This is a genomic window from Sinomicrobium oceani, from assembly GCF_900119185.1.
In the GTDB taxonomy this organism is placed as follows: Bacteria; Bacteroidota; Bacteroidia; order Flavobacteriales; family Flavobacteriaceae; genus Sinomicrobium; species Sinomicrobium oceani.
Map to the genome: position 1 here is coordinate 1 of NZ_FPJE01000013.1, position 25,963 is coordinate 25,963.

The 25,963-nt window shown below is 46.0% G+C and carries 18 protein-coding genes; 11 read left to right on the top strand and 7 right to left on the bottom strand.

The window, feature by feature from the left end:
- Positions 1–1,540 precede the first annotated feature (1,540 nt).
- The 3 genes from BT112_RS12415 (at position 1,541) to BT112_RS12425 (ending at position 5,295) form a co-directional block, all read left to right on the top strand.
- Positions 1,541–2,362, top strand: coding sequence for an OmpA/MotB family protein (locus BT112_RS12415; RefSeq protein ID WP_072317712.1), 822 nt, complete (start codon positions 1,541–1,543; stop codon positions 2,360–2,362).
- 174 nt (positions 2,363–2,536) lie between these two features.
- On the top strand, positions 2,537–3,871 hold the full coding sequence (locus BT112_RS12420; protein ID WP_072317835.1) for a dipeptidase: 1,335 nt from the start codon (positions 2,537–2,539) through the stop codon (positions 3,869–3,871).
- A gap of 134 nt (positions 3,872–4,005) precedes the next feature.
- Positions 4,006–5,295 carry a mechanosensitive ion channel family protein gene (locus BT112_RS12425; protein WP_072317713.1) on the top strand — a complete coding sequence of 430 codons (1,290 nt, stop codon included), beginning with the start codon at positions 4,006–4,008 and terminating at the stop codon, positions 5,293–5,295.
- Between the two features lie 71 nt (positions 5,296–5,366).
- On the opposite strand, the gene BT112_RS12430 is transcribed toward BT112_RS12425, so the two are convergent.
- From BT112_RS12430 to BT112_RS12450, 5 genes are all read right to left on the bottom strand, one after another.
- Positions 5,367–5,708: a DUF2853 family protein gene (locus tag BT112_RS12430; protein ID WP_072317714.1), complete on the bottom strand. Its 342-nt coding sequence runs from the start codon at positions 5,706–5,708 to the stop codon at positions 5,367–5,369.
- Between the two features lie 75 nt (positions 5,709–5,783).
- Positions 5,784–7,466 (bottom strand): 2-succinyl-5-enolpyruvyl-6-hydroxy-3-cyclohexene-1-carboxylic-acid synthase, encoded by a 1,683-nt coding sequence (gene menD, locus BT112_RS12435; RefSeq protein WP_072317715.1) that lies wholly within the window; start codon positions 7,464–7,466, stop codon positions 5,784–5,786.
- A gap of 157 nt (positions 7,467–7,623) precedes the next feature.
- On the bottom strand, positions 7,624–8,772 hold the full coding sequence (locus tag BT112_RS12440; RefSeq protein ID WP_072317716.1) for a chorismate-binding protein: 1,149 nt from the start codon (positions 8,770–8,772) through the stop codon (positions 7,624–7,626).
- A gap of 51 nt (positions 8,773–8,823) precedes the next feature.
- Positions 8,824–9,249 carry a PaaI family thioesterase gene (locus BT112_RS12445; protein WP_072317717.1) on the bottom strand — a complete coding sequence of 142 codons (426 nt, stop codon included), beginning with the start codon at positions 9,247–9,249 and terminating at the stop codon, positions 8,824–8,826.
- A gap of 212 nt (positions 9,250–9,461) precedes the next feature.
- Positions 9,462–10,292 carry a M57 family metalloprotease gene (locus tag BT112_RS12450; RefSeq protein ID WP_072317718.1) on the bottom strand — a complete coding sequence of 277 codons (831 nt, stop codon included), beginning with the start codon at positions 10,290–10,292 and terminating at the stop codon, positions 9,462–9,464.
- 167 nt (positions 10,293–10,459) lie between these two features.
- On the opposite strand from BT112_RS12450, the gene BT112_RS12455 reads away from it, so the two are divergent.
- Positions 10,460–13,243: a S8 family peptidase gene (locus BT112_RS12455; protein WP_072317719.1), complete on the top strand. Its 2,784-nt coding sequence runs from the start codon at positions 10,460–10,462 to the stop codon at positions 13,241–13,243.
- Positions 13,244–13,288: 45 nt separating this feature from the next.
- Here the strand turns inward: BT112_RS12455 and BT112_RS12460 are convergent, their stop codons facing one another.
- Both BT112_RS12460 and pdxR read right to left on the bottom strand, forming a co-directional pair.
- Entirely contained in the window at positions 13,289–14,200 is a 912-nt protein-coding gene (locus BT112_RS12460; protein WP_072317720.1) for an alpha/beta hydrolase family protein, read from the bottom strand.
- 87 nt (positions 14,201–14,287) lie between these two features.
- Positions 14,288–15,790, bottom strand: coding sequence for a MocR-like pyridoxine biosynthesis transcription factor PdxR (gene pdxR / locus BT112_RS12465; protein WP_072317721.1), 1,503 nt, complete (start codon positions 15,788–15,790; stop codon positions 14,288–14,290).
- A gap of 271 nt (positions 15,791–16,061) precedes the next feature.
- Here pdxR and BT112_RS12470 point away from each other — a divergent pair, with 271 nt between their 5' ends.
- From BT112_RS12470 to BT112_RS12500, 7 genes are all read left to right on the top strand, one after another.
- Positions 16,062–17,684, top strand: coding sequence for a lamin tail domain-containing protein (locus BT112_RS12470; protein ID WP_139276182.1), 1,623 nt, complete (start codon positions 16,062–16,064; stop codon positions 17,682–17,684).
- 11 nt (positions 17,685–17,695) lie between these two features.
- Complete coding sequence (gene dcuC, locus BT112_RS12475; protein ID WP_072317722.1) at positions 17,696–19,060, top strand: C4-dicarboxylate transporter DcuC; 1,365 nt, start codon at positions 17,696–17,698, stop codon at positions 19,058–19,060.
- An 11-nt stretch (positions 19,061–19,071) separates the two neighbouring features.
- On the top strand, positions 19,072–20,214 hold the full coding sequence (gene iadA / locus BT112_RS12480; RefSeq protein ID WP_072317723.1) for a beta-aspartyl-peptidase: 1,143 nt from the start codon (positions 19,072–19,074) through the stop codon (positions 20,212–20,214).
- 16 nt (positions 20,215–20,230) lie between these two features.
- Positions 20,231–21,541, top strand: coding sequence for a porin (locus tag BT112_RS12485; RefSeq protein ID WP_072317724.1), 1,311 nt, complete (start codon positions 20,231–20,233; stop codon positions 21,539–21,541).
- Between the two features lie 11 nt (positions 21,542–21,552).
- Entirely contained in the window at positions 21,553–23,103 is a 1,551-nt protein-coding gene (locus BT112_RS12490; RefSeq protein WP_083564912.1) for a M14 family metallopeptidase, read from the top strand.
- A gap of 19 nt (positions 23,104–23,122) precedes the next feature.
- Positions 23,123–24,346: a porin family protein gene (locus tag BT112_RS12495; RefSeq protein WP_072317726.1), complete on the top strand. Its 1,224-nt coding sequence runs from the start codon at positions 23,123–23,125 to the stop codon at positions 24,344–24,346.
- Positions 24,347–24,448: 102 nt separating this feature from the next.
- A complete protein-coding gene (locus BT112_RS12500; protein WP_072317727.1) occupies positions 24,449–25,945 on the top strand; it encodes an SLC13 family permease in 1,497 nt (498 codons plus the stop codon).
- Positions 25,946–25,963: the final 18 nt, after the last annotated feature.

Below are 25,963 nucleotides of genomic sequence, written 5' to 3' on the forward strand. Positions count from 1 at the left end.
CAGGTGTTTGATGATGGGTTCGGCCTTGGTTCCCTGAAAAATCCCTACCAAGGCACCCTTTTTGCCCTTGGCTTTCTTATTGGTGATCATGGTATAGAGTTCTCCCTGAGATAGCGCAGTCTCATCGATGGATAAATAGGTCCCCATATTCTCCGGATACAAAAGCCATGTGCGGGCATGTGACTTCTGATTCCAGGACATAAAACCACTCATGTAATCCTTATACTGACGTTGGAGTTTTTTTCCGTTTACACTACAGCCCAGGTCCGGGTACTTTGGAAATGCCCCTCATTGGGGAAACTACCGGGGTTTTTATTCCCCGGCAGGCCCGGATAGCCCCATTTAAGAGGTTGTGTTTACACCGGACCGGGATGGGTTAGCGGCTAAAGCAAACCGGTTAGCGGCAGACTTGATTAAGTTCGCCGCTTTTGTGTATGCGTATGCATTCATAAGCAACCGGGTTAACCGCTAACCCGATTGCTTACGCATTCCTTCCCTTTCCCTTTTACCGCTAAAGAGCTTCATGGCACCGTAAAACTATTCCCTTAAGCGGTTGACGTAACCCGGTTTGCCGTCAAAGCAGTTGGGTATGACATCGGAAGTAAACCCGTTAGCAGTTAACGTAACCCGGTTTGCCGTCAAAGCAGTTGGGTATGACATCGGAAGCAACCCGGTTAGCGGTTAACGTAACCCGGTTTGCCGTCAAAGCAGTTGGGCATGACATCATAAGCAACCCGGTTAGCAGCCAACCTATACCCTTTAGCCGCTAACCGGACCCCTGCCGGCGTCAAAGAGATTGCTTTAATGGTCCTTTTGTAGTTGGTAGTTAGGTTATTGATTTACTGAGTTGATAGCATGTAGTTTAGCTATTGAGGTATTATGCCGATAGCCAGTTTTTTTGGTTGTATCAGCATCTGAATAACTTAATAACCGAGTAACCCAATAACTCAATTTTTTAGTTTGTAATTAAAGCGTTATAAATGGATATGCAGCACTGAAACGCTAAATTTTAACAACGTAGAGACGGCTGAGTTTCCCGGCGTAGGTTGCGCAGCCCTGTCGAAGAATATGTACTGGCAGAAGGAGATGTTTCGACTACGCTCAACATAATGTAAACAACGATTGTCATTTATAATGCATAACGGGTATGTATACTATTAACTTAAATATATATAGTAATGATCCGGGAAAACTGCAAAAAAACATGTAATGGTTATGTAGTAAAGGCCCTCAAAACCATACTGTTTATTTTAAATAAAAATTAACATTCCGTACTTTTAAGACCTCTCCCGCTTCGTCTTTTCAATAATATCGAAACGATCTCCATATTATAAGACCTTGCTGGTTATCCCTGTTAAATTACGGAATCCCCCATTTTTCCTACATCCCGGAACGGCGCTGAATCAGCAACACACTTTTAGTATTTCCAAACGTTAAAACAATGTTAAAAAACAAGATTTGTCTTTCTGTTGACACAAGATACCTTTTCCTCCCGCGTTATAAAACCGATTGAACTCTTAATTCAAAATTAACTACTATTATGAAGAAAGTGATTATTGTGACTGTCCTGGGAAGTCTCGTTTTTACTTCTTGTGTATCCAAGAAAAAGTATGTGGCACTGGAACAGGATCTTTCTAATACCCGGAGTGTTTTACAAAAAACCACCATGGAAAAGGAAGAGCTGGAAAGCAAATTCGCTAAAATTGAACACCGCGTTTCCGAATATAATGCGAAAATCAATTCCCTTCGGGAAGAGAATGATGAAAAACTCGTTCAGGTCGGTGATCTTGCCGTGATGTCCAACAACACCAAAGCCAAAATGATGGCTACCCTGGCGAAAGTTAGCCCCGAAGAACTTGCTAAGGCTCAGACACTCGAGGACTCCATCAACCTGGCTATTTCTCATAATCTGAAGAATTCCATTACGGATAGTTCCAACAGTGAGGATATCGATATCAACGTCGATCAGACTGTTGTGATGATTTCCGTATCGGATAAATTGTTGTTCCGCAGTGGTAGTTATCAGGTCAACCGCAAGGCCTTTAGCCTTTTACAGAAACTCGCAGACGTTATTAACTCCGAGCCGAGTATGGAAGTTATGGTTGAAGGACATACCGATTCTCAGAAAGTCAAAGAAGGCGCCTATATCAAGGACAACTGGGAACTCAGTGTACAACGCTCCACAGCTATCGTCCGACTTTTACAGAATAAATACAACGTAGACCCCAAGCAGATGATCGCTGCCGGACGCGGAAGTACCATGCCGCTGGTAGAGAATGATTCTGCCGAAAACAGGGCCAAGAACAGGAGAACCCGCATTGTTATTATTCCTAACCTGGATAAATTCTTTGCACTGCTCTAATCCCGATTTCTTAACGTTCTATATATAAAAATGCCCGGAAAAATTCCGGGTATTTTTTTGCATTATTGTTACCATTACCCGGATATTTTTAAGAGAAAACAAGAGGTTAACAGTGCTGACCAATCGGTTATTATTCGTAATTTACCTTCTATGAACTCAAATTCCGGAAGATCTATGAAACTTTATTACACTTCTATCCTCTCCCTGATCATCCTTACGGTAGCCTGCAAAACAGATCGTAAAAATGATCACACTAAAACATCCGGTAGTGATTCCATTGCTCTTGTAGAAAAAGCAAAGGGCATTCACCAAAATGTCATTACCATAGACACTCACAACGACATTAACGTGCGTAATTTTACGGATTCGCTCAACTACACCATGGATCTGGACACCCAGATTACACTTCCGAAAATGGAAAAGGGCGGCCTCGATGTTACCTGGCTCATTGTCTATACCGGGCAGGATTCCCTGAACCCCGAAGGTTATGCCAGAGCCTATGATAATGCCATCTCCAAATTCGAAGCGATTCACCGACTGTGCGAAGACATCGCACCCGATCGCATAGCTCTCGCTCTCACTGCCGATGATGTACGGGAGATTCATGCTTCCGGGAAAAAAGTAGCCATGATCGGCGTTGAGAATGCCTATCCTATGGGAACAGACCTCTCCAATGTAAAAAAATTCCACGGCCTCGGGGCGAGGTATATGTCGCTTTCCCATAACGGGCACAGCCAGTTCTGCGACTCCAATACCGGCGAAAAAGATAGTATATGGCTGCACCACGGACTCAGTGATCTCGGAAAACAGGCCATCAGGGAAATGAATAAATGGGGCATTATGATAGACCTCTCTCATCCTTCTTCCGAATCCAATAAGCAAGCCATAGCCTTATCCCGGGCACCTGTGATAGCTTCCCACTCTTCCGCAAGAGGTTTGTGTAACCACAGCAGAAATCTGAGCGACGAAGAACTGCTTATGATAAAGGATAATGGTGGCGTGGTACAAACCGTGGCATTTCCGGCTTATGTAAATACAGAAAAAAACAATGCCCGAAGTACGGCGGAAAAGAATATCAAACAAAAGGTTGCAGATTCTCTCGGTCTTAAAATACTGGAAAGCGATGCTTTTTCCGTATTGTCTCCCGAAGAGAAAAAAGATTATATGGATAATGTATATGGAAAAATTAACGAGATCAGCACAAAAATTATTGCAGAAAGCGATTCGCTACCACCCGGAGTTAATGTCAAAGATTATGTAGATCATATCGATTATATGGTAAACCTTATCGGTATCGATCATGTCGGCATCAGTTCTGACTTTGACGGTGGTGGCGGGATTAGCGAATGGAATGATGCTTCTGAAACCTTCAACATTACGCTCGAGCTTGTAAGACGGGGATATTCCGAAAATGATATCCGCAAATTATGGGGTGAAAACCTGCTTCGCGTACTGGATAAGGTACAGGAAATTTCCAGGCAACTACAACAAGAGCCTATAGACAGCTAACAATACGCACCTATTATCCGCATATCCCGGTTTTCCTTTAAAGACCGGGATTTTTTGTATGATATAACCGGTTTTTTCCTTCGTTCAATAACGCTATCTTTGCATAGCGTTAAATCTGAAAAAAAGTATATTTTATGCAAGAAAAGGGGACTGTTTACGAATGGAGCCGTAAATTCTATAACCTGCTTCTGGATCAGGGGATTTCCGAATCATTATCGGTTCAGTTAAACCTAGTGCTCAATATTACTGCACTTGTCATTTTTGTACTGCTGCTCGATTTTATACTTAAAAAAATCGTCATCAGGGCTTTTGCTATCTTTTCAACCAAGACCAGGACCACTTTCGATGATTTCCTGGTACAGAGTAATTTTCCCAAATATATAGCTCATATCATACCCCTGATTATCGTAATCAGGATGACCCCTGTGGTCTTCTCTGACTTTCCGGGATGGGGTACGCTCTTTCTGAAAATGGCAGATTTTTACATGACCGTTCTTGCCGTTTGGATTTTCCGTAGTTTTTTACGCTCCCTCAAAAATTATTTACGCACCAAAGAAGTTTACAAAGACAAACCCCTCGACAGTTTTGTACAGGTATTCCTGATCTTTGCCTGGATTATAGCGGCGATATACCTGTTTACCGTACTCACAGAAAAAGACCCTATAGCTTTCCTTACGGCTTTGGGTGCTGCCTCTGCTGTTATCTTACTTATTTTCAAAGATTCTATCCTCGGTTTTGTAGCCAGTATACAGGTAGCAGCCAACGATATGGTACGTATCGGGGACTGGATTACCGTAGAAAAATACGGGGCGGACGGAGATGTCATGGAGATCAACCTCGCTACGGTGAAAGTACGTAACTTTGACAATACCATAACCACTATCCCAACATACGCTCTTATATCCGACTCGTTCCGGAACTGGAGAGGAATGCAGGAAAGCGGAGGGCGAAGGATAAGGAGGGCGCTTTACATTGCCGTAAGCAGTATCCGCTACCTTACCGAAGCGGAAATTGAAGACCTGAAAAAAATACAGCTTCTCAAATCCTACCTGGAACACCGGCAGACCGACATCAACAAATACAATACCGATAATAATGCCGATAAGAGTATATTGCTCAATGGTCGTAACCAAACTAATATGGGTGTTTTCAGGAAGTATATAGATACGTATGTAAAAAACCATCCGGCGATCAATAAAGAAATGACCATGATGGTTCGCCACCTTCCGCCCACTCCACAGGGAATTCCGTTAGAGATCTATATTTTTTCCAGTGATAAACGATGGGTCAATTACGAACATATTATGGCCGATATTTTTGACCATGTTCTCGCCGCCATTCCTTTTTTTGACCTTGAAGTTTACGAAACACCGAGTAGCAAAGATATGAAACGGCTGGCTCAGGCTACTGCCCGGCAACAATAATATACCTGCTCTATAAAAAAGCAGCCTGTGTACGTTTTTACACAGGCTGCTTTTTTGGAGTATTGATATGTCTATTTATATACGGACTCTTTTTTGAAATGCTTGACCAGAAGGTAATAAACAACCGCCCTGTACTTATTTCGGTTAGAGCGCCCGTATTTCTCGATAACAGCATCTATGGCCTTATCGAGATCAGCACTGTCTTTTAATCCGAGTTTTTTGATCAGAAAATTATTCTTCACCGTAGCTAACTCTTTCGGATCTGTACCCGATACGGTCTCCGCATCGGCATTATAAATGGATGGTCCCAATCCGACGGTTACTTGGGTTAACAGATCCATGTCTGCTTTTACACCGCACTTATCCTTAAGATCTGCAGCATACTTGGCAATAAGTTCGTCTCTTTTGCTCATCAGTAATTCTTTTTAAAGTTAATAAGGTGTTCTAATTTAACAAAAATTATCCGACTTTTATCGCAATGCCATTTTTTATTCATCAAAATTATCGGACAAATGTCGGAAATAATCGATCAAAACACCATCATTTACCGTTCTGGGTGTAAACACTTCAAGCAATCGTGGTCCTTCTGCTTCTTCATATAACAGCTTCAATCCTTTCTTCAGTCCGGCTTCATGATCCGCTTTTATGTACGTCAAACCATACATCTTGCAAAGGTGCTCGGCACTTAATCCGTGAACGGTTTCAAAGTATGTATCGAAGTTATCCGTATTTTTGTGACCGGGAAGGATCCTGAAAATGCCTCCTCCCCCGTTGTTGACTACAATAATGCGAAAATCTTCTCTTTTGTAATTATTCCAAAGGGCATTGCTGTCATAGAAAAAACTAAGATCGCCCGTAACCAGGGTGGCGGGAAGACCTGAGGCTACGGATGCCCCGATAGCCGTAGAAGTACTGCCGTCGATACCACTTGTACCCCGATTACAAAATATCTGCCAGCCCGTTTTCATAGCAAACAACTGGGCATAACGTATGGTGGCGCTGTTACTGAATTGCAACAATTGTCGTTCCGGGATAGCTTGAAAAATATGGTGATACACCTTAAAGTCCGAAAAAGGAGTACTTTCTGTATACATATCATGCTTTTTTTCCCGGCGTTCTTTTGCTTCGGACCAGTATGCACGGTAATCTCCCGCCACATAATGCATAGCAGGAATACTATTCGCGAAAAATGTGGCAGGATCGGTCTTGAAATGATAGGTAAGGCAAAAAAACGTGTCATACGCCTTTTTGGCATCCACATGATAATGCCACTTCGGTGCATATTTCCTCAAAAAGGCTTTTATTTTTTTTGAAACCACCAGTCCGCCAAACGTCAGCAGGAGTTCGGGACGGAGCTTTTCCAATGCCTCCTCCGTTTTCTCTATCGGAGCTATGATCTTATCTATACCCGGAAAAAAATCGGGATGATGGAGGTTTGATGTGGTTTCGGTAAAGACGATAACCGAAGGATCCTTTCCCAGGACATCAAGGTATTCCCGGGGAATATCACCGGGATGATTTACACCCACCAATATCATTTTCCGTTGTGCACTGTTCCAGCGCTCCAGAAACTCCGCGGTCCATGCATGTTCGTCCGCTTCCGGCATGACTTCCGGAAACCATGGTTTGAATACGGGTACATCGGCCTCCACGACTTCATAAAGCGGTTCTTCGAAAGGAACATTGATATGTACCGGTCCCTTTTGAGTAACAGCCGTATGTAAGGCAATTTGTATCTGTGCCTCGTTGAATTCGTCTTCTCCTTCTATGAGGTTGGCAGAAAACAGAATGTGATTGGCATACACGTTCTCCTGCCGTATGGTTTGTCCGTCTCCTATATCTATTTTTTCCGCAGGACGGTCGGCCGAAATGACAATCAGTGGAATATCACTGTAAAAAGCTTCACAAACCGCCGGGTAATAGTTGAGCAGGGCCGACCCGGAAGTACAGACCAATGCCGAGGGTCTCCTCGTCTGCTGGGATATTCCCATGGCAAAAAAGGCTGCACAACGTTCATCCACCACGCTATAGGCATTAAAAAAATCGTCATGGGTAAAACCAATGGTCAAAGGCGCATTTCTCGATCCGGGAGATAATACGATATCGGTTATATTTTTTGCTTTGCACAACGCAATGACCGTTTGTGCAAGTGGTATTTTAGGATATATCATGTAGTATAACTTATGCTGAACAAAACCATAAGGCTTCGAAGCCTTCATGCACGGGAGGAGCCTCCGGCACACAACAAAAGTAGAGCTCTGGCGGCTAAGAACAAAAGATTAAAGTCAATACTTTAGGCTACTACGTTGTCCGGCATAAAAAAGGCGTTCAGGGCTTCCTCAACAGTATTTTTTTCATGGTCTGCGCCTTATGGCAGGTTTCCTCCCATTCGGATTTCGGATCGGAATCCCGTGTTATACCTCCCCCGATATAGAGCGATGCCGTATGTGCTCCGAGCTGCATACAACGCAGGTTTACGTATAAAGCAGAATCTGTATTATCCGATGCTCCCTCCGTTGCCGGAACTATCGCGGTATGCAATTCGCCCAGAAATCCGGAATAAAAGCTCCGGTCATATCCTTCGTTTTCCAGGATAAATCTTTTGGCCTCTTCTTTGGGAAATCCGCATACGGCCGGTGTAGGATGCAGGCTGTTTAGCAGCGAAGCTATATTTTCTTTTTTGTAACCATCGATCAGGGAAGCTTGAATATCTGTTTTGATATGCAACAGGTTCCCTGCCCTGTGTGTCTCTGCCGCCGATATTTTCAGACTGTTTACACGAAATCGCAAGCTGTCTACTATAGCATCGGTAACCACCTGTTGCTCCTGTTTCTCCTTTTCTCCCCAGTCTACTTTGGTCGTGCCCCGGAACTTCTGGGTCCCGGCCAGTGCCATGGTATGTAGTACACAGCCTTTGATATGCAACAAGGTTTCCGGGGTCGCACCAAGCCATAATCCCGTCACCGGGTGATACCAGATATAGCAAAAGGCATCCGGATAATGTTCCAGTAACCTCCGGAAAACCGCTATGGGTTTTTCTCCGTCAATCCGGATCTCCTCCGTTCTGGAAAGCACTACTTTTTTCAGCTTTCCGTGACGGATGGCCTCCACACCTTTCCGAACCAGCTGCAGGTGCAGTTCCCTGGCTTCCTGTTCCGGACAATCCTGTATATCCGATGCTTTGTCCGGTGCATCGGTTTTCGGTTTCACGGGCAATACAGCAAACATCTTTCTACTCTCTGTGTACGGGATGAGCAGTGTATCCTTCCTCTGATCGAAAGGAGAGAATACAAAACCTCTTTCCGAAAAATCCCGTACCCGGAACACACGGTCATCATGCTGCAAGAGGGCTTTGAGTAATCCTGGTTGTTCTTCTTTCCCCGTTCGGTCATCAAAAGATTTTCTATAGGCTACAAAAGGCAGTCCTCGTTCATAATGCTGTTGTATGATCTCAAAAAAATCACTCAGATCTGTCATATCATCAATCTTCGGTTACATAAATAGGTCTGTTTCATTCGGCGCGGAAGATCAATCCTTCTTCTTCGGTAAAGTTATAGTCGTAAGTTTACAGACCGAAACCAGGTTTTCTTCTTCATCGGTCAGCATAATCTGCCATAGCTGCGTAGTTCTTCCTTTGTGCAATATCGTGGCTTTTGCATATACTGCACCACGCTTTACACTTTTTACGTGATTGGCCGCAATCTCCACACCGCGGATAAAATAATCACGGCTATCCAGAAAAACATACGCTGCAGCGCTACCCACACTTTCCGCGAGGGCTACCATAGCTCCACCATGTAAAACTCCATCGGGTTGGTATACCCTTTCATTCACCGGCATTTTTGCCACCAGATAGTCCTTTCCCACATCGGTATATTCGATTTCGAGAGTTTCCATGAGTGTATGTCTGCACATGGCATTGCACGCATCGAGTATTTGCTGCCTGTTTTTCATATTTCTTGTTTTGCGTTGTAAAAATACAAAAGAAAGCAGGAAGGAAGAAGCCTCCTGCAAAAGAAGAATAAAAACGAGCGACAAGCAGTTATCAGAAATACATACAAGACATCCGAATGGGAAAATCTGAAGCCATTCCCCTACAAAAAACAAGAGGCTGCCCAAAAGACAGCCTCCCCTAAAATGTTCTCAGGTCTTAGTCCCGAAAAACGTTAATACAGGTAATTCAATGCAACAATGTCATAGTACCCCCAATTTCCGCTTACACCGGAGTTAAAGCAAGAGAGCATTACGGAACTGGAATCATATCCGGTAGGTGTCCCTGGAATATGTACGGCACCTACACCGGCTTCTCCTTCATTAACATTCTGTCCACAGCTCTGACGGCTAAACCAGTCGGTATGACGGGACCCTAAACAATGCCCTATTTCGTGCATGATCACGTGGCGGATCACTGCTATCGAATAGCTGTTCAGCCCGGAAAAAATCTGTACGAACTTATAGGGATTTCCTCCGGAAGGAAAACCGGCCTGCCCACCGGCTCCACCGGCAGGGCTATACACTACAATATCATAAGGAGTGTAGTTGGTACCGAATGTCAGCGTAAACGTGAGACCCAGCCCAAGGTTGTTATAATTAGCAATAGCCTGTTGCAAGGCAGTCTGCATTGCAGACGACAGGCCCTGGCTGCTCCCCGTATAACCGATAACATTAATGGTTCGCGGGCTGCTTACCAGGTTATAGGTACGATACTGCTCGGACACCACTCCTCCGTGCAATTCCATCTCGGAAAGGTGTTCTTTGGACATGACGATATCGCCTTCAAGTAAATAATTGGTTTCGACACTTCCGTCGGGAAGGATCATGTCCGTAAGCTTTACATCATGTGTATTCAGCTCCAGGGAGGCAAGCTTATCCAGTACTTCCTGGCTTACTTCCTGCTGAGCTTCGATGTTATCTTCTTTGGGGTCATTCTGACAAGCGGTTAATAACAATCCTATCCCGGCTACGGCCGAAATAAAAAAATACTTCATAGTTTTCATGTAAAATTTGATTTGAGTTAATAATTATTTCTTACCATAAGCTGACGTCATAACTTACGTAGGTATCTAACAAACATAACAAAATATTTTCAAAATTTAACATTTAATTATGTTTTTTTTATTTTATTTAACGATCGTTTTTACATAATACCCCTTAATTTGTAAACATGAATACTAAAAAACTCCTTTTTACCTTACTATCTATAACTTTATTAAGTTTTTACGGGCAAACCGTAAAATGGGACGGGTTCTTACAGAAAAACGGGAAAGGGGATTACGTTCTTATACACAAAGATGCTTCGGAAAAACTCCCGGAAACTTATAAAATGGTCCGGGTATTGGACCGGGAACACATCATAGTCCTTTCCCCGGAACAACAGCCTCGATATTCCGGAAACAAAAACAGCGCCGTGCCGGTAAACGACCTGTGGAAAACAGCCCCCGGGGTCGATCTTAGCGCTTCCGAAACACAACACTATATACTCAAAACCAACGATGGCCACAGCCTGGAGGAGTTTTTGAGTATATACGATATACAGGCCGATCTTCTTTATATGAATTATTACAGGATCCAGACCTCCGGAACATTTATAGCAGAATACCTTCTACCGCTACCCTTTGTCACTTATATAGGCGCGGAGTCACTGTCCCCTTCGAAAGAGAGTGATATTCCGGATTTGAACCTCGGTATTAACAAAGTTTCCTTACTTCATCAACAAGATCCCGGCCTGACCGGCAATACCATGACGTTATCGGTAAAAGATGACCGTTATGATATCGACGATATCGATATTGCAGGCAAGCACACCACATCCGGCAACGAAGCTGCGCAGCGCAGTGCTCACGCTACTGATATGGCTACTATCGCAACGGGGCGTGGAAATACTTCTTTACACGGAAAAGGGGTTGCCCCCGGGGCCCTGTTGTCCTCTTCCGATTACCATACGCTTTACCCGGACGCTGATCTCGAAAATCTCGGTATCTTCACGCAGAATCATTCGTATGGTACAACGATCGAAAACTTTTACGGATCTGTGGCAGAAGCGTATGACACCTATATCTATGATCATCCGGACAGGCTTCATCTGTTTTCATCCGGAAACGCGGGAAACCAGACTCCTCCGGATGGCAGTTATGCAGGTATCACGGGCTATGCCAATCTTACCGGGAACTTTAAAATGGCCAAAAACATCATCACCATAGGCACCGTGAATCCGGATATGTCTGTTCCCGAATTTTCTTCCCGGGGCCCTGCATACGACGGAAGAGTAAAACCGGATCTCGTGGCTTCCAGTTCCATAGGCACCTCCAATGCCAATGCACTGGCCTCCGGAATTTCGCTTTTGATCCAACAATCATACAAAGAACAACATTCCGGAATGTATCCGCCTGCCTCCCTTGTCAAGGCCCTGCTTATAAACGGAGCCGATGATATCGGAACTCCCGGACCGGATTTCAGCAGTGGTTACGGCAACATCAATGCGGCAAAGAGTAATGATATCCTTACCGCCGGGCAGTATATCACCGGCAGTATCCGGCACGAAGAACAACAGGAGTTTATCCTTGCCGTTCCTCCAGGAGCTTCGCAATGTAAAATAACCCTATGCTGGACAGACCCTCCCGCTCAACCCAATGCCAACATTGCTCTTGTCAACGACCTCGACCTGAGAGTCCTTCACGAAGAACGGTCTTATCTTCCCTGGGTACTCAACCACGAACCGGATAAGGCGTCACTGGAGCGTGCTGCCCTACAGGCGGCAGATCATCTCAATACTACGGAACAGGTTCTCACCGGGACTGTTACCGGTAGTGATATTCGCATTCAAATCCATGGGTACCTCATTAATGAAGGTCCGCAGGATTTTTCCCTGGCGTATTCCTGGAGCTATCCGGGTGATTTTCAATGGACCCATCCCGTAGCGGGAAACAGTTTTCCCTATGGCGGCGAAAACCTGGATTTTCTGCGTTGGGAAAGTACGCTTTCTGCCGATACCGGTCAGCTCCAGGTAAGTTATGACCTGGGGGCAAGCTGGCATACACTCGACAGCGAGGTGCCTTTATCCAGGGGATATTTTTCCTGGGATCCCATAGATGAAGAAGGACATACCGCTATGGTCCGCATACTTGCGGCAGGTGAAGAATTCAGATCTCCCCCCTTCCTTATTTCGTATGCGCTTCAACCGCGTATCAGCCTCAAGTGCGGTGACATTACCGAACTCTCCTGGCGTACTAATTCTGCTGCCATAGCCTACGACCTGTTTTCTTTACAACACCATGTTATGGAATACACCACGCGGGTTACCGATACCACTGCCGTAATTTCCGGAAGTTCACCTTATCATGCTGTTGCCCCTGTATACGAAGGCGGGTTAAGAGGGGTACGAAGCAGGGCTATATCGGTGATTACGGACAGGGAGCAATGCTACTGGGAATCTATTTATGCCACAAACCTGGAAGAAGAAAACAGTAATCTTCTTTATTTTTCACTGGGAAGCGTTTACCGGGCAGCCCGCATAGAAGTATTCAAGATTGTCGGGGGTGAAGAAATTACCATAGCAGAAATATCTCCCGTTAACCGTAAAACATTCCGGATTACCGATGACGAACCAATTGAAGGAGGAAATCAGTACCGTGCCAAACTGGTACTGGATGACGGATCAGAAATTTACTCGGAAACCGTAAGTGCCATTTTCCTGGCCAGAACCCCCTTTCTGGTCTTTCCCAACCCGGTAACAGCAGAAGGTATTAGTGTTTACAGCAAAGAACTCGAAGACGGTAAAGATGCATCTATATACTTATACTCGGCAGATGGCAGACTCATGCTCCGGGAACAGATAGTCTCCGACCGGGATTTTATTTCCCTGGAAAGCCTTGCCAATGGAGTTTATTTCTACCGTATTGAGGTGGATGGTAAAAAGCGTAAATCCGGAGGGTTGATACTATATCGCTAATCGAGTACTACTATAGTTTTCCGGTCACCGGTCACCGGTCACCGGTCACCGGTCACCGTATAAAATACGTGCTGCAGACGGAATAGCCTGCCGGAAATCGTGCCCGGCACCCGGAACAATGTCCAGCTTCCAGGCAAAGGGACTTCCGAGACCGGTAGCTATACGATCTGAAATACGGAAGAAATACAAAGCCCTTTCATAACGGTTGGTCCCCTGCTGCGCATCGAGTTCCGTATGATGCCTCAACCCGGCACTATCCGGATTATTGTCATTCTCCCCTATCTGTAGTATCAGCGCTCTCGAAAAATAGTCATGCGGAGAGATCAGGGATACGGGACTTTCTGCTATCCCATAAGGAAAATGTACTTCTCGGTCCGGAACGGTGTACCAACCCGAAGAAGCAGCAATGACCCTTGCTGCTCTCGCCTCGGGTTCGAACATTACAAAGCGGTGCGCAAACTGGGCTCCGGCGGAATGTCCGTAAATATCGTAAGTATCGGCCCTGTTCCCGGTACGCAATTTAATCTCATCAAATAAAGGCTCGAGTATGGAAAAAGTCCATTGGTCTCTTGGATTCAGTGTGCTTGCAGACGGCCTGTTACCATTGATGAATACATTTCCCAGATTGTAACTGCTTCCCCCCGGATAAAAATTATCCGAAAATTCGGGAGCTACGATTATTGCTTTATACGCCTTTGTCGTCGCTGTCCAGGCATCCCTGTAATCGGCACCATTTCTGGAAGCCCCGTGTAAAACAAAAAGTACAGGCATTTGTGTTACATCCCCGTCCGGAATAAAGTAATATACCCTTACGGGAGATTCACGCAAAGGAGCATAGCCCGAATAACTAAAACTCCCCGTACCGGAAAGGACTTCATTATCAGGAGACGAAACATCATTGTTATCGCAGCTACACATCAATATAAAAATCAGTAAGGTGATCAGAAAATTCCTCATAACTAAGGATTTGCAAAGGGCTAAATATACACGCTGGCATGCACGCTACAGCATACCTGTAGCCCTCAAATCTGCATACCAGTAGGGTTACCGGTCGGTGTATTCCATGATCATCTTGTTGTATATCGTTGCCATTTCTCCCACTTTTTTGGGAATCAGTGGTTTTCGAACGGCCGCATACCCCAGAATCAGTCCGTTTTCCGGATGGTCTATAAAACACTTGCTATAGGCATGTGCCGTGAGGTGTTTTTCCTTAAATCTCCGGATAACCTCCTGGTCCGATACCGGCAACGAGATATCACCTAACACATGCAGGCTCCGTGTGGTATGCTCCCTCAATTGAAATGAAGCATGAAATTCTTGCCGGACGGCCTCCGTAAAAAGCTCCCGCCGTTCCTCCGCAACCTCAATTACATTCCTGATATGGTGGTACAGGTAGTTTTTTTCGATAAACTGGTTCATGACCACCTGGTTGGATGGCGAAACAAAACGATGTGAATGTTTCTGCAACGCTTTGACGGTATCCAGAAGATAATGAGGAACAATCATATATCCGAGACGTATAGACGGATGCAGGAGACGATTGAATGTTCCGAGGAACACTGTTCGCTGGTCCGGGTCCATACTGAATACCGAAGGCTCTTTTACCCCCCAGTTACTAACTTCGTGTTCGTAATCGTTTTCTATGATGATACTGCCGTGTTTCGAGGCCCATTTCAGCAGTTCCTGCTTACGATGACCACTCATTTTTATTCCTGTAGGATAATGCCCGGAAGGCGTGATGTGGATCAGTTTCGGCGAGGGTAATACATCTTCTTCCGGAAGACGTATCCCCTCCCCATCTGTCGAAGCCGGAACGATATCAGCTTCCAGGCTTCGGAAAATAGAATGCACATTGGGAAAAGTCGGATTTTCCAGGACCATCCGGTCGCCACGGTTAATAAGGGCATTCCCTATAAGATATAAAGATTGTAAAGACCCGGAAACGATAATGATCTGTTCGTGATCGCACCGGATTCCGCGCATCATATTCAGATACCCGGCAATGTTACGCTTAAGCACTTCAACCCCGGAGGAATTCGAATAAGAAAGTGAAGAAGCTTTTATCGTCCGCCAATAGTAATTGGAGAGGTTTTTCCATTGATTTACAGGGAAAATATCAAGCGGAGGAAGCCCCGGACGAAAGGCTATAGCTTCTTCGGAAGTCGTATTGATCAGGTCTACATTTTCTTTAAAAGCTTTTCCCTTGTCTGAAATTCCGGGATATACCGTGTTTTCGGGTATTTTATAATCGGATAATCCCTCCGGTGCCATCCGCCTAACCCTGTATCGCGCCCCCTGTCGTACTTCGATAAGCCCTTCAAGCAGTAAGAGATCGTAAGCCTTGATAGCCGTACTCCTCGATACCCCGAGATAGCCGGCCAGCGTTCTTGTGGAAGGAAGCGGAGCCCCTTCGGGAAGTTCGCGGTAAAGTATCCGGCTTTTCAGGTATTCGCTGATACGAAGGTACAGGCTCAGATCCTGACGATACACCTGTATATCCAGCTCTCCGAGCACTTTCCGGGTTAGTATATCCAAACTGGTAGTCATAATTAATCTTAACTGGTATGCTAAAGGTAATAAAAACTTTAGTCTCTTTGAAATATGATTTTAATCAAAAAAGGCTGTTTATTTTTAAATATTGACATCATAAGCTCGAATTTTTTACATAAATAAAAAACCTGCAACCATTGCCCCTTCTTTAAGCTTAACTGCATGATAAATATATTGCCGAAAATAATCCCGTAACCTTAACCATGTTCCCGGGGTGTCAATCGGCAAAAACTTATAAAAACATAGGCACAACATAACCAAGTCAAAGATGAAAACAAGTACTCCTTTTCTGTATGTTTTAGGTATTACAATACTTCTGCTGAGTGCGGTATCCTGCAAAACAGACGATGTCGAAGAAGGTTCTGTCGTCATTCCTTCCGAACCTGTCCTGATACCGGATGCAGCTTTCGGCGAATATATGCTCTACAACGGTACGCCCGGGGTCTACGAACAAACGGAAGACAATGAAGTAAAATACTATCTCGATCCGCGGGAGGTTGCATCGGTAAGCGAACTTTTACTCAGCAAAACCGGCAGTAATATCGAAGCGCTTCAAAATGCGGGGCTCGCGACTGCGGAGCTAAAGATCAGCGATCTTACGGGACTGGAATATTTTATAGGATTGCAACACCTGGTCCTGACCTCCAACACGGTCAGGAACATAGATGTATCCGCACTGATCGCACTGGAGCAACTGGAGATCAACTTCAATCTTATCGGTCAGCTCGATCTCTCCGGAAACCCCAGGCTTACCATGCTACGATACCGTGCCAGCGGAAACGCCACCGAATCGGAAGTACTTACCGAACTGGACCTGAGTTCCAACACACAACTGCGTCACCTGTTTTTGCCTAATCACCAGTTTATAAATATCGATCTTTCGAACAATCTTCAGATTGACGAATTGCTCGACCTGAGTGATAACCCCGGGCCTGACGGAGATCCGGAAACCGGCGATATCATCATCCCTGCCGCCATATACAACCAGCTCGAAGAAGCTAACCGCAGCGGGGTCATTTCCGATGCCCAGGCAGAAACTACAGTAATCCTCAGTGCGGACCCTGCTTCATTTTCCGAAAACGAAGGATCGTCTACCATTACGGCTACGCTGAACAAGATCACCGACAACGATGTAACCATCAGTTTATCTTTTTCCGGTTCGGCAACCCTCGATGAAGACTATGCCGTAGAAAACACTACACTCGTTATTCCGGCCGGAGAAACGAAGGTTTCTACCGTTATCACTGCTATACAGGATACGGATGAAGAAGGTAATGAAACCATAGAGATCACGGTATCTGATGTCAGTAACGCAGTGATCGGTATGGCATCTCCGCTGGTCCTCACTATAGAGGATGACGACAAATCGGTGCCGCTGGTCCTGAACGAAATCCTGTACGACCCCTCCAACAGCGGTCTTGACGGCGATGCCAACGGAGATGGCGTATATGCACAGAACGAAGACGAATTCATAGAACTGTACAATAATTCGGAGGAACCTCTCGATGTCAGTGGCTTTAAAGTCTACGATAGCGAAGCCCTTGAAAATGACAGTCCGCGGCATCTTATCCCCGAAGGTACGGTGATCCCGGCTCATGGTGTTCTGGTCATCTTCGGCGGAGGAACGCCTACGGGAACATTCGGCGGAGCGATCGTACAGACCTCCACTACGGGAGACCTCAATCTGAACAATGCCGCAGATGTACTTACGGTCACCGATACAAACGGAAAAGTGATCATTACTTTCGATATCGAACCGCTGTCCAATAATCCTAACGAATCGTATACCAGGAATCCTGATATTACGGGAGATTTTACAAGACACAGCGACGTTAACGGCCTGTTGTTCTCACCGGGGACCAAAACGGATGGTAGTTCTTTTAACCCTTAAAAAAAGTACGGATGTCTTATCTCGGACCTTTGATAGCCATAGTTTTTATTGTAATCGTAGCCCGGTTACTGCTCAAAAAGTTCTACCCGCATGCGGTATTGCTCATTGCCGGATTGCTTATGCTCGCTGTTTCCTTCTGGTTGCCGGGTCATGAACCCGCAGTAGAAGTCACAGGAGGGCCTTTTGTATTCGATCTTTTTCGCTATATCAATAGCTCATTTGCCGAGACAAATGCCGGCGTAGGACTCATGATCATGGCTATCGGCGGTTTTGTGGCCTATATCGATGATATCGGTGCTTCGGAGGCGCTGGTTTACCTGGCCCTGAAGCCCTTGCGACTATTCAGCAGGCAACCGTATCTCTTAGCGGTACTGGTCATCCCCATAGGACAATTATTATTTGTCTGTATTCCGTCGGCTGCCGGGCTGGGACTGTTGCTCATGGCCTCTGTATTCCCCATACTCATCAACCTCGGAGTGAGCAGGTTGTCTGCTGTATCGGTAATTACGTCGTGTACAGCCATGGGTATGGGACCTGCGTCGGCCATAACGGCAAGCGCCACTTCCATCATCGAAAAAGATACGGTATTTTATTTTCTGAAAGACCAGATCCCGCTGGCCGTTCCGCTTAGCATAACCATGATGGTCGCTTATTATTTTGTCAACAGGTACTACGACAAAAAAATGAAACGGGAGGAAATCCCGGTTCCGAAAATTGAAAAGTCCCGTCTGAAAGCACCCCTGTATTACGCCATTATCCCGATACTGCCGTTGATACTGCTCATTCTGTTCTCTCAATTGTTCGACTTTTTTGCCATACCCATCGAGCTCAATACCACAACCGTTATGTTTATATGCCTGTTCGTTGCCCTGACGTTCGAACTGGTGCGAAAAAGAAAACCGAGGGAAGTCCTTAAGTCCATGTCCGTTTTCTGGAACGGCATGGGAAATATTTTCAAGAGTGTGGTGACCCTGATCATCGCTGCCGATATTTTTTCCAAAGGACTGATCAGTCTCGGGTTTATAGACGGGCTCGTTGGAACCTCGCAAAACCTCGGATTGGGCGGGGCGGGTATCGGCATCGTGATGACGGTCATGATCTTCCTCGCATCCGTGCTTATGGGAAGCGGAAATGCCTCTTTCTTTGCTTTCGGACCGCTGGTTCCCGATATCGCGGCACAACTCGGAATGAAGAGTTCCGCCATGATTCTGCCCATGCAGTTTTCAGCCTCTATGGGAAGAACGGTTTCTCCCGTTGCCGGGGTCCTGATCGCCACGGCGGAAGTTGCGGAAGTTTCCCCGTTCGACATCGTGAAACGCAACGTCATACCCCTTGGTGCAGCCCTTATTGTTATGATTTTATATCTGTTCATATAATCCATTATTCTATGTTGACTTTAATCAAAAACGCGAATATATACGCACCCGAACATCTCGGAAAGAAAGATATCCTCATCGGCAACCGGCAGATCCTCGCCATAGAAGACTCCATAGCACCGCATGAAACCTTTACGATCTGGGACGCCCGGGGCAAAACACTAACTCCCGGTTTTATAGACCAGCATGTACACATTATCGGTGCCGGTGGCAAACACGGTTATGCATCCATGACCCCGGAAATTATGCTTGGCGAATTTATTTCCTGCGGAACGACCACCGTGGTAGGGCTTTTGGGTACCGATGGTACCGCAAGAAGCGTTAAAACGTTATATGCAAAAGCCAAGGCACTGACAAACGAAGGTATAAGTGCATATATGTTTACCAGTTATTTCAGTATAGACCCCGTAACAATAACCGGCTCCATACAGGATGACATGGTATTTATAGATAAGGTGCTGGGATGTAAGGTAGCAATAAGCGATGAACGCTCCTCCTACCCTACGGCTACCGAACTTCTTCGCCATTTGCGGGAGGTACGCGTCGGCGGACAGATTTCGGGAAAAAAGGGAATTCTCCATATCCACCTCGGAAAAATGACCTCACAGATCGATATACTGCTCGAACTTGTTGAAAAATACGAATTCCCTATAGAAAACATCTCGCCGACCCACGTGGGACGTACCAAGGCCCTGTTCGAACAGTCTCTTCAGTTTGCAAGACTCGGCGGAATGATAGATATCACCACGGGAGGAACCAAATATACCGATCCCTACAAATCGGTACTTTATGCCCTCGAACAGGGAATCTCCATAGACCAGCTCACTTTCAGCAGCGACGGTAATGCAGGACTGGGAAAAACAGACGAAAACGGGAAACTAATCGGCTTTACCAAAGCCCCGATCCATCTCAATATGGAACAGACCGCAGCACTTATCCGCGAAGGCGGACTACCCGTATCGGAAGCCATAAAACTGGTTACCTCCAATCCCGCCAAAAATCTTGCCCTGAAGCAGAAAGGACATCTCAAACCGGGATATGATGCCGACATCTGCTGTTTTGATGATGATTTTAACCTTACCGATGTCTTTGCCATGGGCAAGCAAATGATGCGTGATAAAAAGGTACTCGTCAAGGGCAACTTCGAAGCGTAGTTAAACAAAACCATCCATGAAAACGATAAAAAAACTTCTCGTAATATCCATCCTGATGGTACCTCTTTTCGGAGCGGCCCAGATATATCTGGATAAATATAATTTTGGCGAAGGGCTGAACTTTTCCGGTGAAAAAGGATATAAAATGAGGCTGGAAGGATTTATTCAGCCCTATATGGAAACCAAGAGATATACGGGTACTGACGACTCCGAACTCTACAACCGTTTCCGGATGCGGCGCCTGCGGATGCAACTCTCCGGAAGCCTCGCAGACGAAAAGCTGAGCTACCGGTTGCGGCTCGACCTCAGTGGAACATCCGAAGCCGATCTGGACGAAGCCAACAGCAATATTCTGCTCGACGCTTACATCCGGTACAGTATCGATGACAATCTGTCTGTGACATTCGGACAAAAATCAACACCAACGGACAACAGGGAACTGAATATCAATTCACAAACCCTGCAATTGCCCGAACGGAGCAGGATTACCTCCGTCTTCAGTACCATACGGGAATTCGGGGTTTTTCTGGACGGAACCTATCGTATTACCCCCGGGGGCATGTACGTGAGACCCGCTGTGGCCATAACCAACGGAGACGGACAAAATGCCTTTAAAAAGGATTACGGAGGACTCAAATACGGCGGACGACTCGATTTCCTTCCTTTCGGACTGTTCAGCAACTTCGGACAGTTCCGTGAAGCGGATATCGTCCGGGAAAGAACCCCAAAACTCGTTGTAGGTATGAATTACAGCTATAACGACGGGGTAAGCAGTCGTCGTGGAAGAAACAGCGGCAGTATTCTCTATCTCAACGATCGCAACGAAGAGGAATTACCGGATTTTATAAAACTCGGAGTGGACTTTATGTTCAAATACCAGGGATTCTCCATGCTCGGGGAATACGTCAAAGGTTCTGCAAAGGTCAGCAAAGATATTACCCAGCGGGTACGGAATGACGGTTCGGTATCCTCCGGTTTTGAAATAGACGGACAACAACATGTTGCCAATTATATAAAGAACCGCATGATGCTCGGGGAAGGATACAATATACAGGCCGGATACATTTTTACCAATCTCATTTCCGTAGATGCCCGATATACCCATCTGAGAGCGGATAAATATTCCTTTATGAACAATGGAACGTTCTATAACAGACCCAATTACTATACCATCGGGGTAAGCAAATACCTGAGCAGGAACTACGGCGCCAAAATCCAGGCATCGTTTACCTATGTCGATGCCGCACCGGGCTCTAATGATAATGCGGGGAATCCTATCGACGGGAACGAATGGGTAGGACGCCTCATACTAACCATTGGTTTTTAAACTCGTACGCCATGAAGAAACTTATTATTCTGATATTAGCATGTACAGGCCCCTTTTGCTCCGCGCAATTATTTAATCCGCAGAGCAAAAAGATTACCGCACGGTACTTTCCCGAAATGGAGGCAGAGATTAATACCCCTGCATTCCTTAAAAAAAGAGGTTTTACGAATTACACGGAAATGATGTCTTTTCTGGAACCCCTGGTAAAGCAACATCAAAAAAACATACGGCTATCTTACATCGGGAAGAGCCAGAAAGGACTTTCCATTCCCCTGCTTCTCATTAGTAACCCGAACAGCAGCGCGGAAAAGATCAGGGTATGGATACAGGCCGGAATACACGGCAATGAGCCTGCAAGTACGGAAGGGGTTCTATTCCTTATCGGACAACTGCTCGAAAACCCGGAATACCGGGACCTACTCGACCGGGTGGAAATAGGTATTATTCCTATGGCCAATATAGACGGCTCCAACAAGCAATTACGCCCTGCCGCTAACGGACTGGATCTCAACCGGGACCAGACCAAACTCATGGTTCCGGAAAGTGTAGTGCTCAAACAGGCATTTACGGATTTCAATGCGCAGGTCGCTCTCGATTTTCACGAATTCCGGCCTTATCGCCGGGATTACCTTCAGATGGGCACATTCGGGCTTACCAATGCTTATGACGTGATGTTTCTCTATAGCGGTAATCTCAATGTCCCCGAACCCCTGAGAAAATATACGGAACACGCCTTCGTAGAACGCACAGAAACACGGCTTCGGAAAAAGGGCCTGACCACGCATGCGTATTTTACGTCTTCGGACTACCAGGGCTACACGGTGTTCAACCAGGGATCTGTCAATGCCCGGTCGAGCGCTACCTCCTATGCCCTGGCAAACTGTATTTCCACCCTGGTGGAAGTCCGGGGTATCGGACTGGGCCGTACATCGTTCAAACGTCGTACAATGACTACGTTTCTTATCGCCTTGTCATACATAAAAACCGCCGCAGAAAACGGAGATGCTATCCGGGAAGTCCTCGCCGCAAGTTCCGAACAACGCAAGGATGACCCGGCAGTTGTGAAGTCCAGGAGGAAGGTTTTACGTCGCCCCCTTGATTTTATCGATCTCCACACAGAAAAAAAGACGGAAGAGACCGTCATACTCCGCGATGCTCTGCAATCTACTCCGTTGCTCGGCCGTCCCTTGCCAAAAGCCTATATCCTGTTACCAACCCAGGAAAAAATGGCAGAAAAACTACGGGTTCTAGGTGTAACCGTAGAGATGTCGGACAAAACCGTGGAAATCCCGGTAGAAACCTATCGCATCAGGGAATATTACAGGGCTGCCCAAAAATACGAAGGGACCCACCGTCAGACCGTAAAAACCACACTGTCCCCGAAAACCATAACCCTGCCGGAAGGAAGTTTCATCATATATACAGACCAGAAGAATATAGGATTAGCCGTAGAAACCCTCGAACCCGAAGCTTCCAACAGCTTTGTATCGTTTAACCTGATCCCTACGGGAGAAGGCGAGGAATTACCGGTTTACAGGTATAACAGTAACATCAAACTTTAACGAGCCAACACGACATAAGATGAAAAAAATATTTGTTTTTGCAGCTCTTTTTCTATCCGCACAGCTCATCCTGGCACAGGAAGAAAAAATAAACACCAACAAGGCCGATTTTGAGTTGGGAAAAGGACTACGGTTTTCTTTTGACAACGGCGATTATCAATTTAAGATAGGTGGTTTTATACAACCGTCATACACTTATTCCCGGATAAAAGATGAGAAAGCCGAGAACCGGTTCCGGTCTAAAAGGTCTTATTTTAATATTTCGGGAAAAGCACTCAAAGAAAAGGTAAGCTTTTTTATCCAGACCGATTTCAGCCTGGACAGTCCTTTGCTGGATGCCTGGGTTGCTTATCACCCTACCGATGATATCCGGATCACCTTCGGGCAAAAGCGTACGTTTACCAACAGCCGTGAGATGACCTACGATGAAGATGTAATGCAGTTTACGGAACGCAGCATGATAAGCACCGTGTTTAGTGATACCGGGCGGGAGTTCGGGCTATATGCCGAGGGCAGGTTTCAGTGGGGTAAAGCGGGAATCATGCCACAGATTGCCATAACTTCAGGGGACGGAAGAAATTCCTTCGGATCGGATTCGAGGGATACGGACAAAGGCGGATTAAAATACGGAGGTCGTCTTGATGTATATCCGCTCGGGTATTTCAGTGAAGGGAACACCGGTATGACCGCAGACCTTATGCACGAATCTTCCCTGAAAATGGTTGTAGGTGCGGCAGCCAGTTACAACGACGGTGCCAGTAATGCTATGGGTGAAGGCCACGGTGATTTTGCTTTGTATAACGAAGATGGAAAAGTTCAGTTACCGGATTATCGCAAGGTCTATGCCGACATCCTCTTAAAATACCAGGGGTTTTCTCTTCTGGGAGAATATGCCAATACCTCGGCTACCGGACTGGACGATATATATATCAACGAAGCTGCAAGCCTTGCACTGGCCCCGCAACAGATCAGTTCTTACCTTCTTATCGGTGATGCCTGGAATACCCAGCTGGGATATGCGACCTTATCCGGATATGCTCTTGATCTCCGGTATACACAACTGCTCCCCGAATTTAAGGACTACAGCAATTCCCTGTTGCAGGATACCAAGGCCTACACCATAGGGTTTTCTAAATATTTTAAAAACAATGCCTTTAAGCTGCAAACCAGTTTCTCCAAAATCGATTACGAGGCGGGAAAGGACGAGATCCGCGCCGAACTCCTGCTTCAGGTTGTTTTTTAACCTCATAGGTATTTCACGATACTGTACCCCGTAGTCATGAGGGCTGTCGTGTTTACAGAGAAGTGTCCGGTACATCCGGACGAGATTTAAACGCTATTGATCATGAATTTATTCGGTAAGCCCGGAAAACCGGCAAAACGCTATATGTTCCGGATATCCGGTCCGTTATTATTCCTGTTACTCGAAATTACCGGTGGGCCGGAGTCGATGTCTCCCCTGGCCTATCACGTCTTTTGCATTACGATATGGATGGCCTTATGGTGGATCACCGAAGCCGTTCCCATCGCAGTAACAGCCTTGCTTCCTATCATTTTATTTCCCATGACAGGAGCTGTACCTATCGGGATAACTACGGCTTCTTTCGGGCATAAATACATTTTTCTGTATATGGGAGGTTTTATGCTGGCTATCGCCATAGAACGCTGGAAACTTCACCGGCGGATTGCCTTGAGTATTATTTCCCTTATCGGTACTAAAGTTCCGCATATCATTCTCGGTTTTATGATTGCGAGCGCTTTTCTGTCGATGTGGATATCCAATACGGCTACAGCAGTAATGATGCTTCCCATAGGTATGGCGATTGCAGATCAGTTCCGGAAACACACGGGCGCAACGTCTTCGGATTTCGGCAAAGCCCTGATGCTCGGTATAGCATACAGTTCCTCCATAGGAGGAATTGCCACATTGATAGGTACCCCGCCAAACCTGGTTCTGGCCGGGGTACTGGAAAAGATATATGGCGTTAAGCTCGGTTTTTTCGAATGGTCCAGGTTTGCTTTTCCTCTGGCTGTAATCCTCCTGGCGATAAGCTGGAAATATCTTACCCGCTACGCTTATGACCTGCGGGAAGTTTCCTTCCCGGGGGGTAAAGAAGAGATCAGAAATATGAAACAGGAGCTCGGTCCTGTTACCTATGAAGAAAAAGCCGTTCTGGCTGTATTTGTCATCACAGCTTCAGCATGGATATTCCGTGCACTGATCCAGCAGTGGATTCCCGGTATCGATGATACCATTATCGCCATGATGGCAGGCGTTTCCCTGTTTATCATTCCGGCAAAATCCGAAAGACGAAGCCTTATTTCCTGGGAAGAAGCCGTAAAACTACCCTGGGGGATCATACTGTTGTTCGGAGGTGGAATGGCCCTCGCCGAAGGATTTTCACAGACCGGTCTCGCCAACTGGATAGCCGAACGTATGACCGAGCTCGATAATATGCCGTTCTGGGTGATCCTTATACTCCTGGTCACTGCCGTCAATTTCCTGACCGAAGTTACTTCCAATATGGCCACTACGGCTATGTTGTTGCCTATACTTGCTCCCATGGCCCTGTCGCTCGACCTGCATCCTTTCCTGATCATGACAGCAGTTACGCTCGCCGCATCCTGTGCGTTTATGCTGCCCGTGGCCACACCGCCAAATGCTATCGTATTCGGTTCGGGCTATCTCCGTATACCGGATATGATGAAAAGTGGCGTAGCCCTTAATGTAATATCCATCATCCTGGTCACCGTTTCGGTCTATTTTATTCTTCCTGTGATCTGGGGCATTGCCGCAGAACCCTTCCCGGAAGCCCTGAAATCATTTCTCTCGAAGCACTGATTGTCAACGATATTAATA

Bases quoted from the DNA above. Each gene is read 5' to 3' on its own strand.
- BT112_RS12415 (WP_072317712.1), top strand. From the start codon at position 1,541: ATGAAGAAAGTGATTATTGTGACTGTCCTGGGAAGTCTCGTTTTTACT.
- BT112_RS12420 (WP_072317835.1), top strand. From the start codon at position 2,537: ATGAAACTTTATTACACTTCTATCCTCTCCCTGATCATCCTTACGGTA.
- BT112_RS12425 (WP_072317713.1), top strand. From the start codon at position 4,006: ATGCAAGAAAAGGGGACTGTTTACGAATGGAGCCGTAAATTCTATAAC.
- BT112_RS12430 (WP_072317714.1), bottom strand. From the start codon at position 5,708: ATGAGCAAAAGAGACGAACTTATTGCCAAGTATGCTGCAGATCTTAAG.
- menD (WP_072317715.1), bottom strand. From the start codon at position 7,466: ATGATATATCCTAAAATACCACTTGCACAAACGGTCATTGCGTTGTGC.
- BT112_RS12440 (WP_072317716.1), bottom strand. From the start codon at position 8,772: ATGACAGATCTGAGTGATTTTTTTGAGATCATACAACAGCATTATGAA.
- BT112_RS12445 (WP_072317717.1), bottom strand. From the start codon at position 9,249: ATGAAAAACAGGCAGCAAATACTCGATGCGTGCAATGCCATGTGCAGA.
- BT112_RS12450 (WP_072317718.1), bottom strand. From the start codon at position 10,292: ATGAAAACTATGAAGTATTTTTTTATTTCGGCCGTAGCCGGGATAGGA.
- BT112_RS12455 (WP_072317719.1), top strand. From the start codon at position 10,460: ATGAATACTAAAAAACTCCTTTTTACCTTACTATCTATAACTTTATTA.
- BT112_RS12460 (WP_072317720.1), bottom strand. From the start codon at position 14,200: ATGAGGAATTTTCTGATCACCTTACTGATTTTTATATTGATGTGTAGC.
- pdxR (WP_072317721.1), bottom strand. From the start codon at position 15,790: ATGACTACCAGTTTGGATATACTAACCCGGAAAGTGCTCGGAGAGCTG.
- BT112_RS12470 (WP_139276182.1), top strand. From the start codon at position 16,062: ATGAAAACAAGTACTCCTTTTCTGTATGTTTTAGGTATTACAATACTT.
- dcuC (WP_072317722.1), top strand. From the start codon at position 17,696: ATGTCTTATCTCGGACCTTTGATAGCCATAGTTTTTATTGTAATCGTA.
- iadA (WP_072317723.1), top strand. From the start codon at position 19,072: ATGTTGACTTTAATCAAAAACGCGAATATATACGCACCCGAACATCTC.
- BT112_RS12485 (WP_072317724.1), top strand. From the start codon at position 20,231: ATGAAAACGATAAAAAAACTTCTCGTAATATCCATCCTGATGGTACCT.
- BT112_RS12490 (WP_083564912.1), top strand. From the start codon at position 21,553: ATGAAGAAACTTATTATTCTGATATTAGCATGTACAGGCCCCTTTTGC.
- BT112_RS12495 (WP_072317726.1), top strand. From the start codon at position 23,123: ATGAAAAAAATATTTGTTTTTGCAGCTCTTTTTCTATCCGCACAGCTC.
- BT112_RS12500 (WP_072317727.1), top strand. From the start codon at position 24,449: ATGAATTTATTCGGTAAGCCCGGAAAACCGGCAAAACGCTATATGTTC.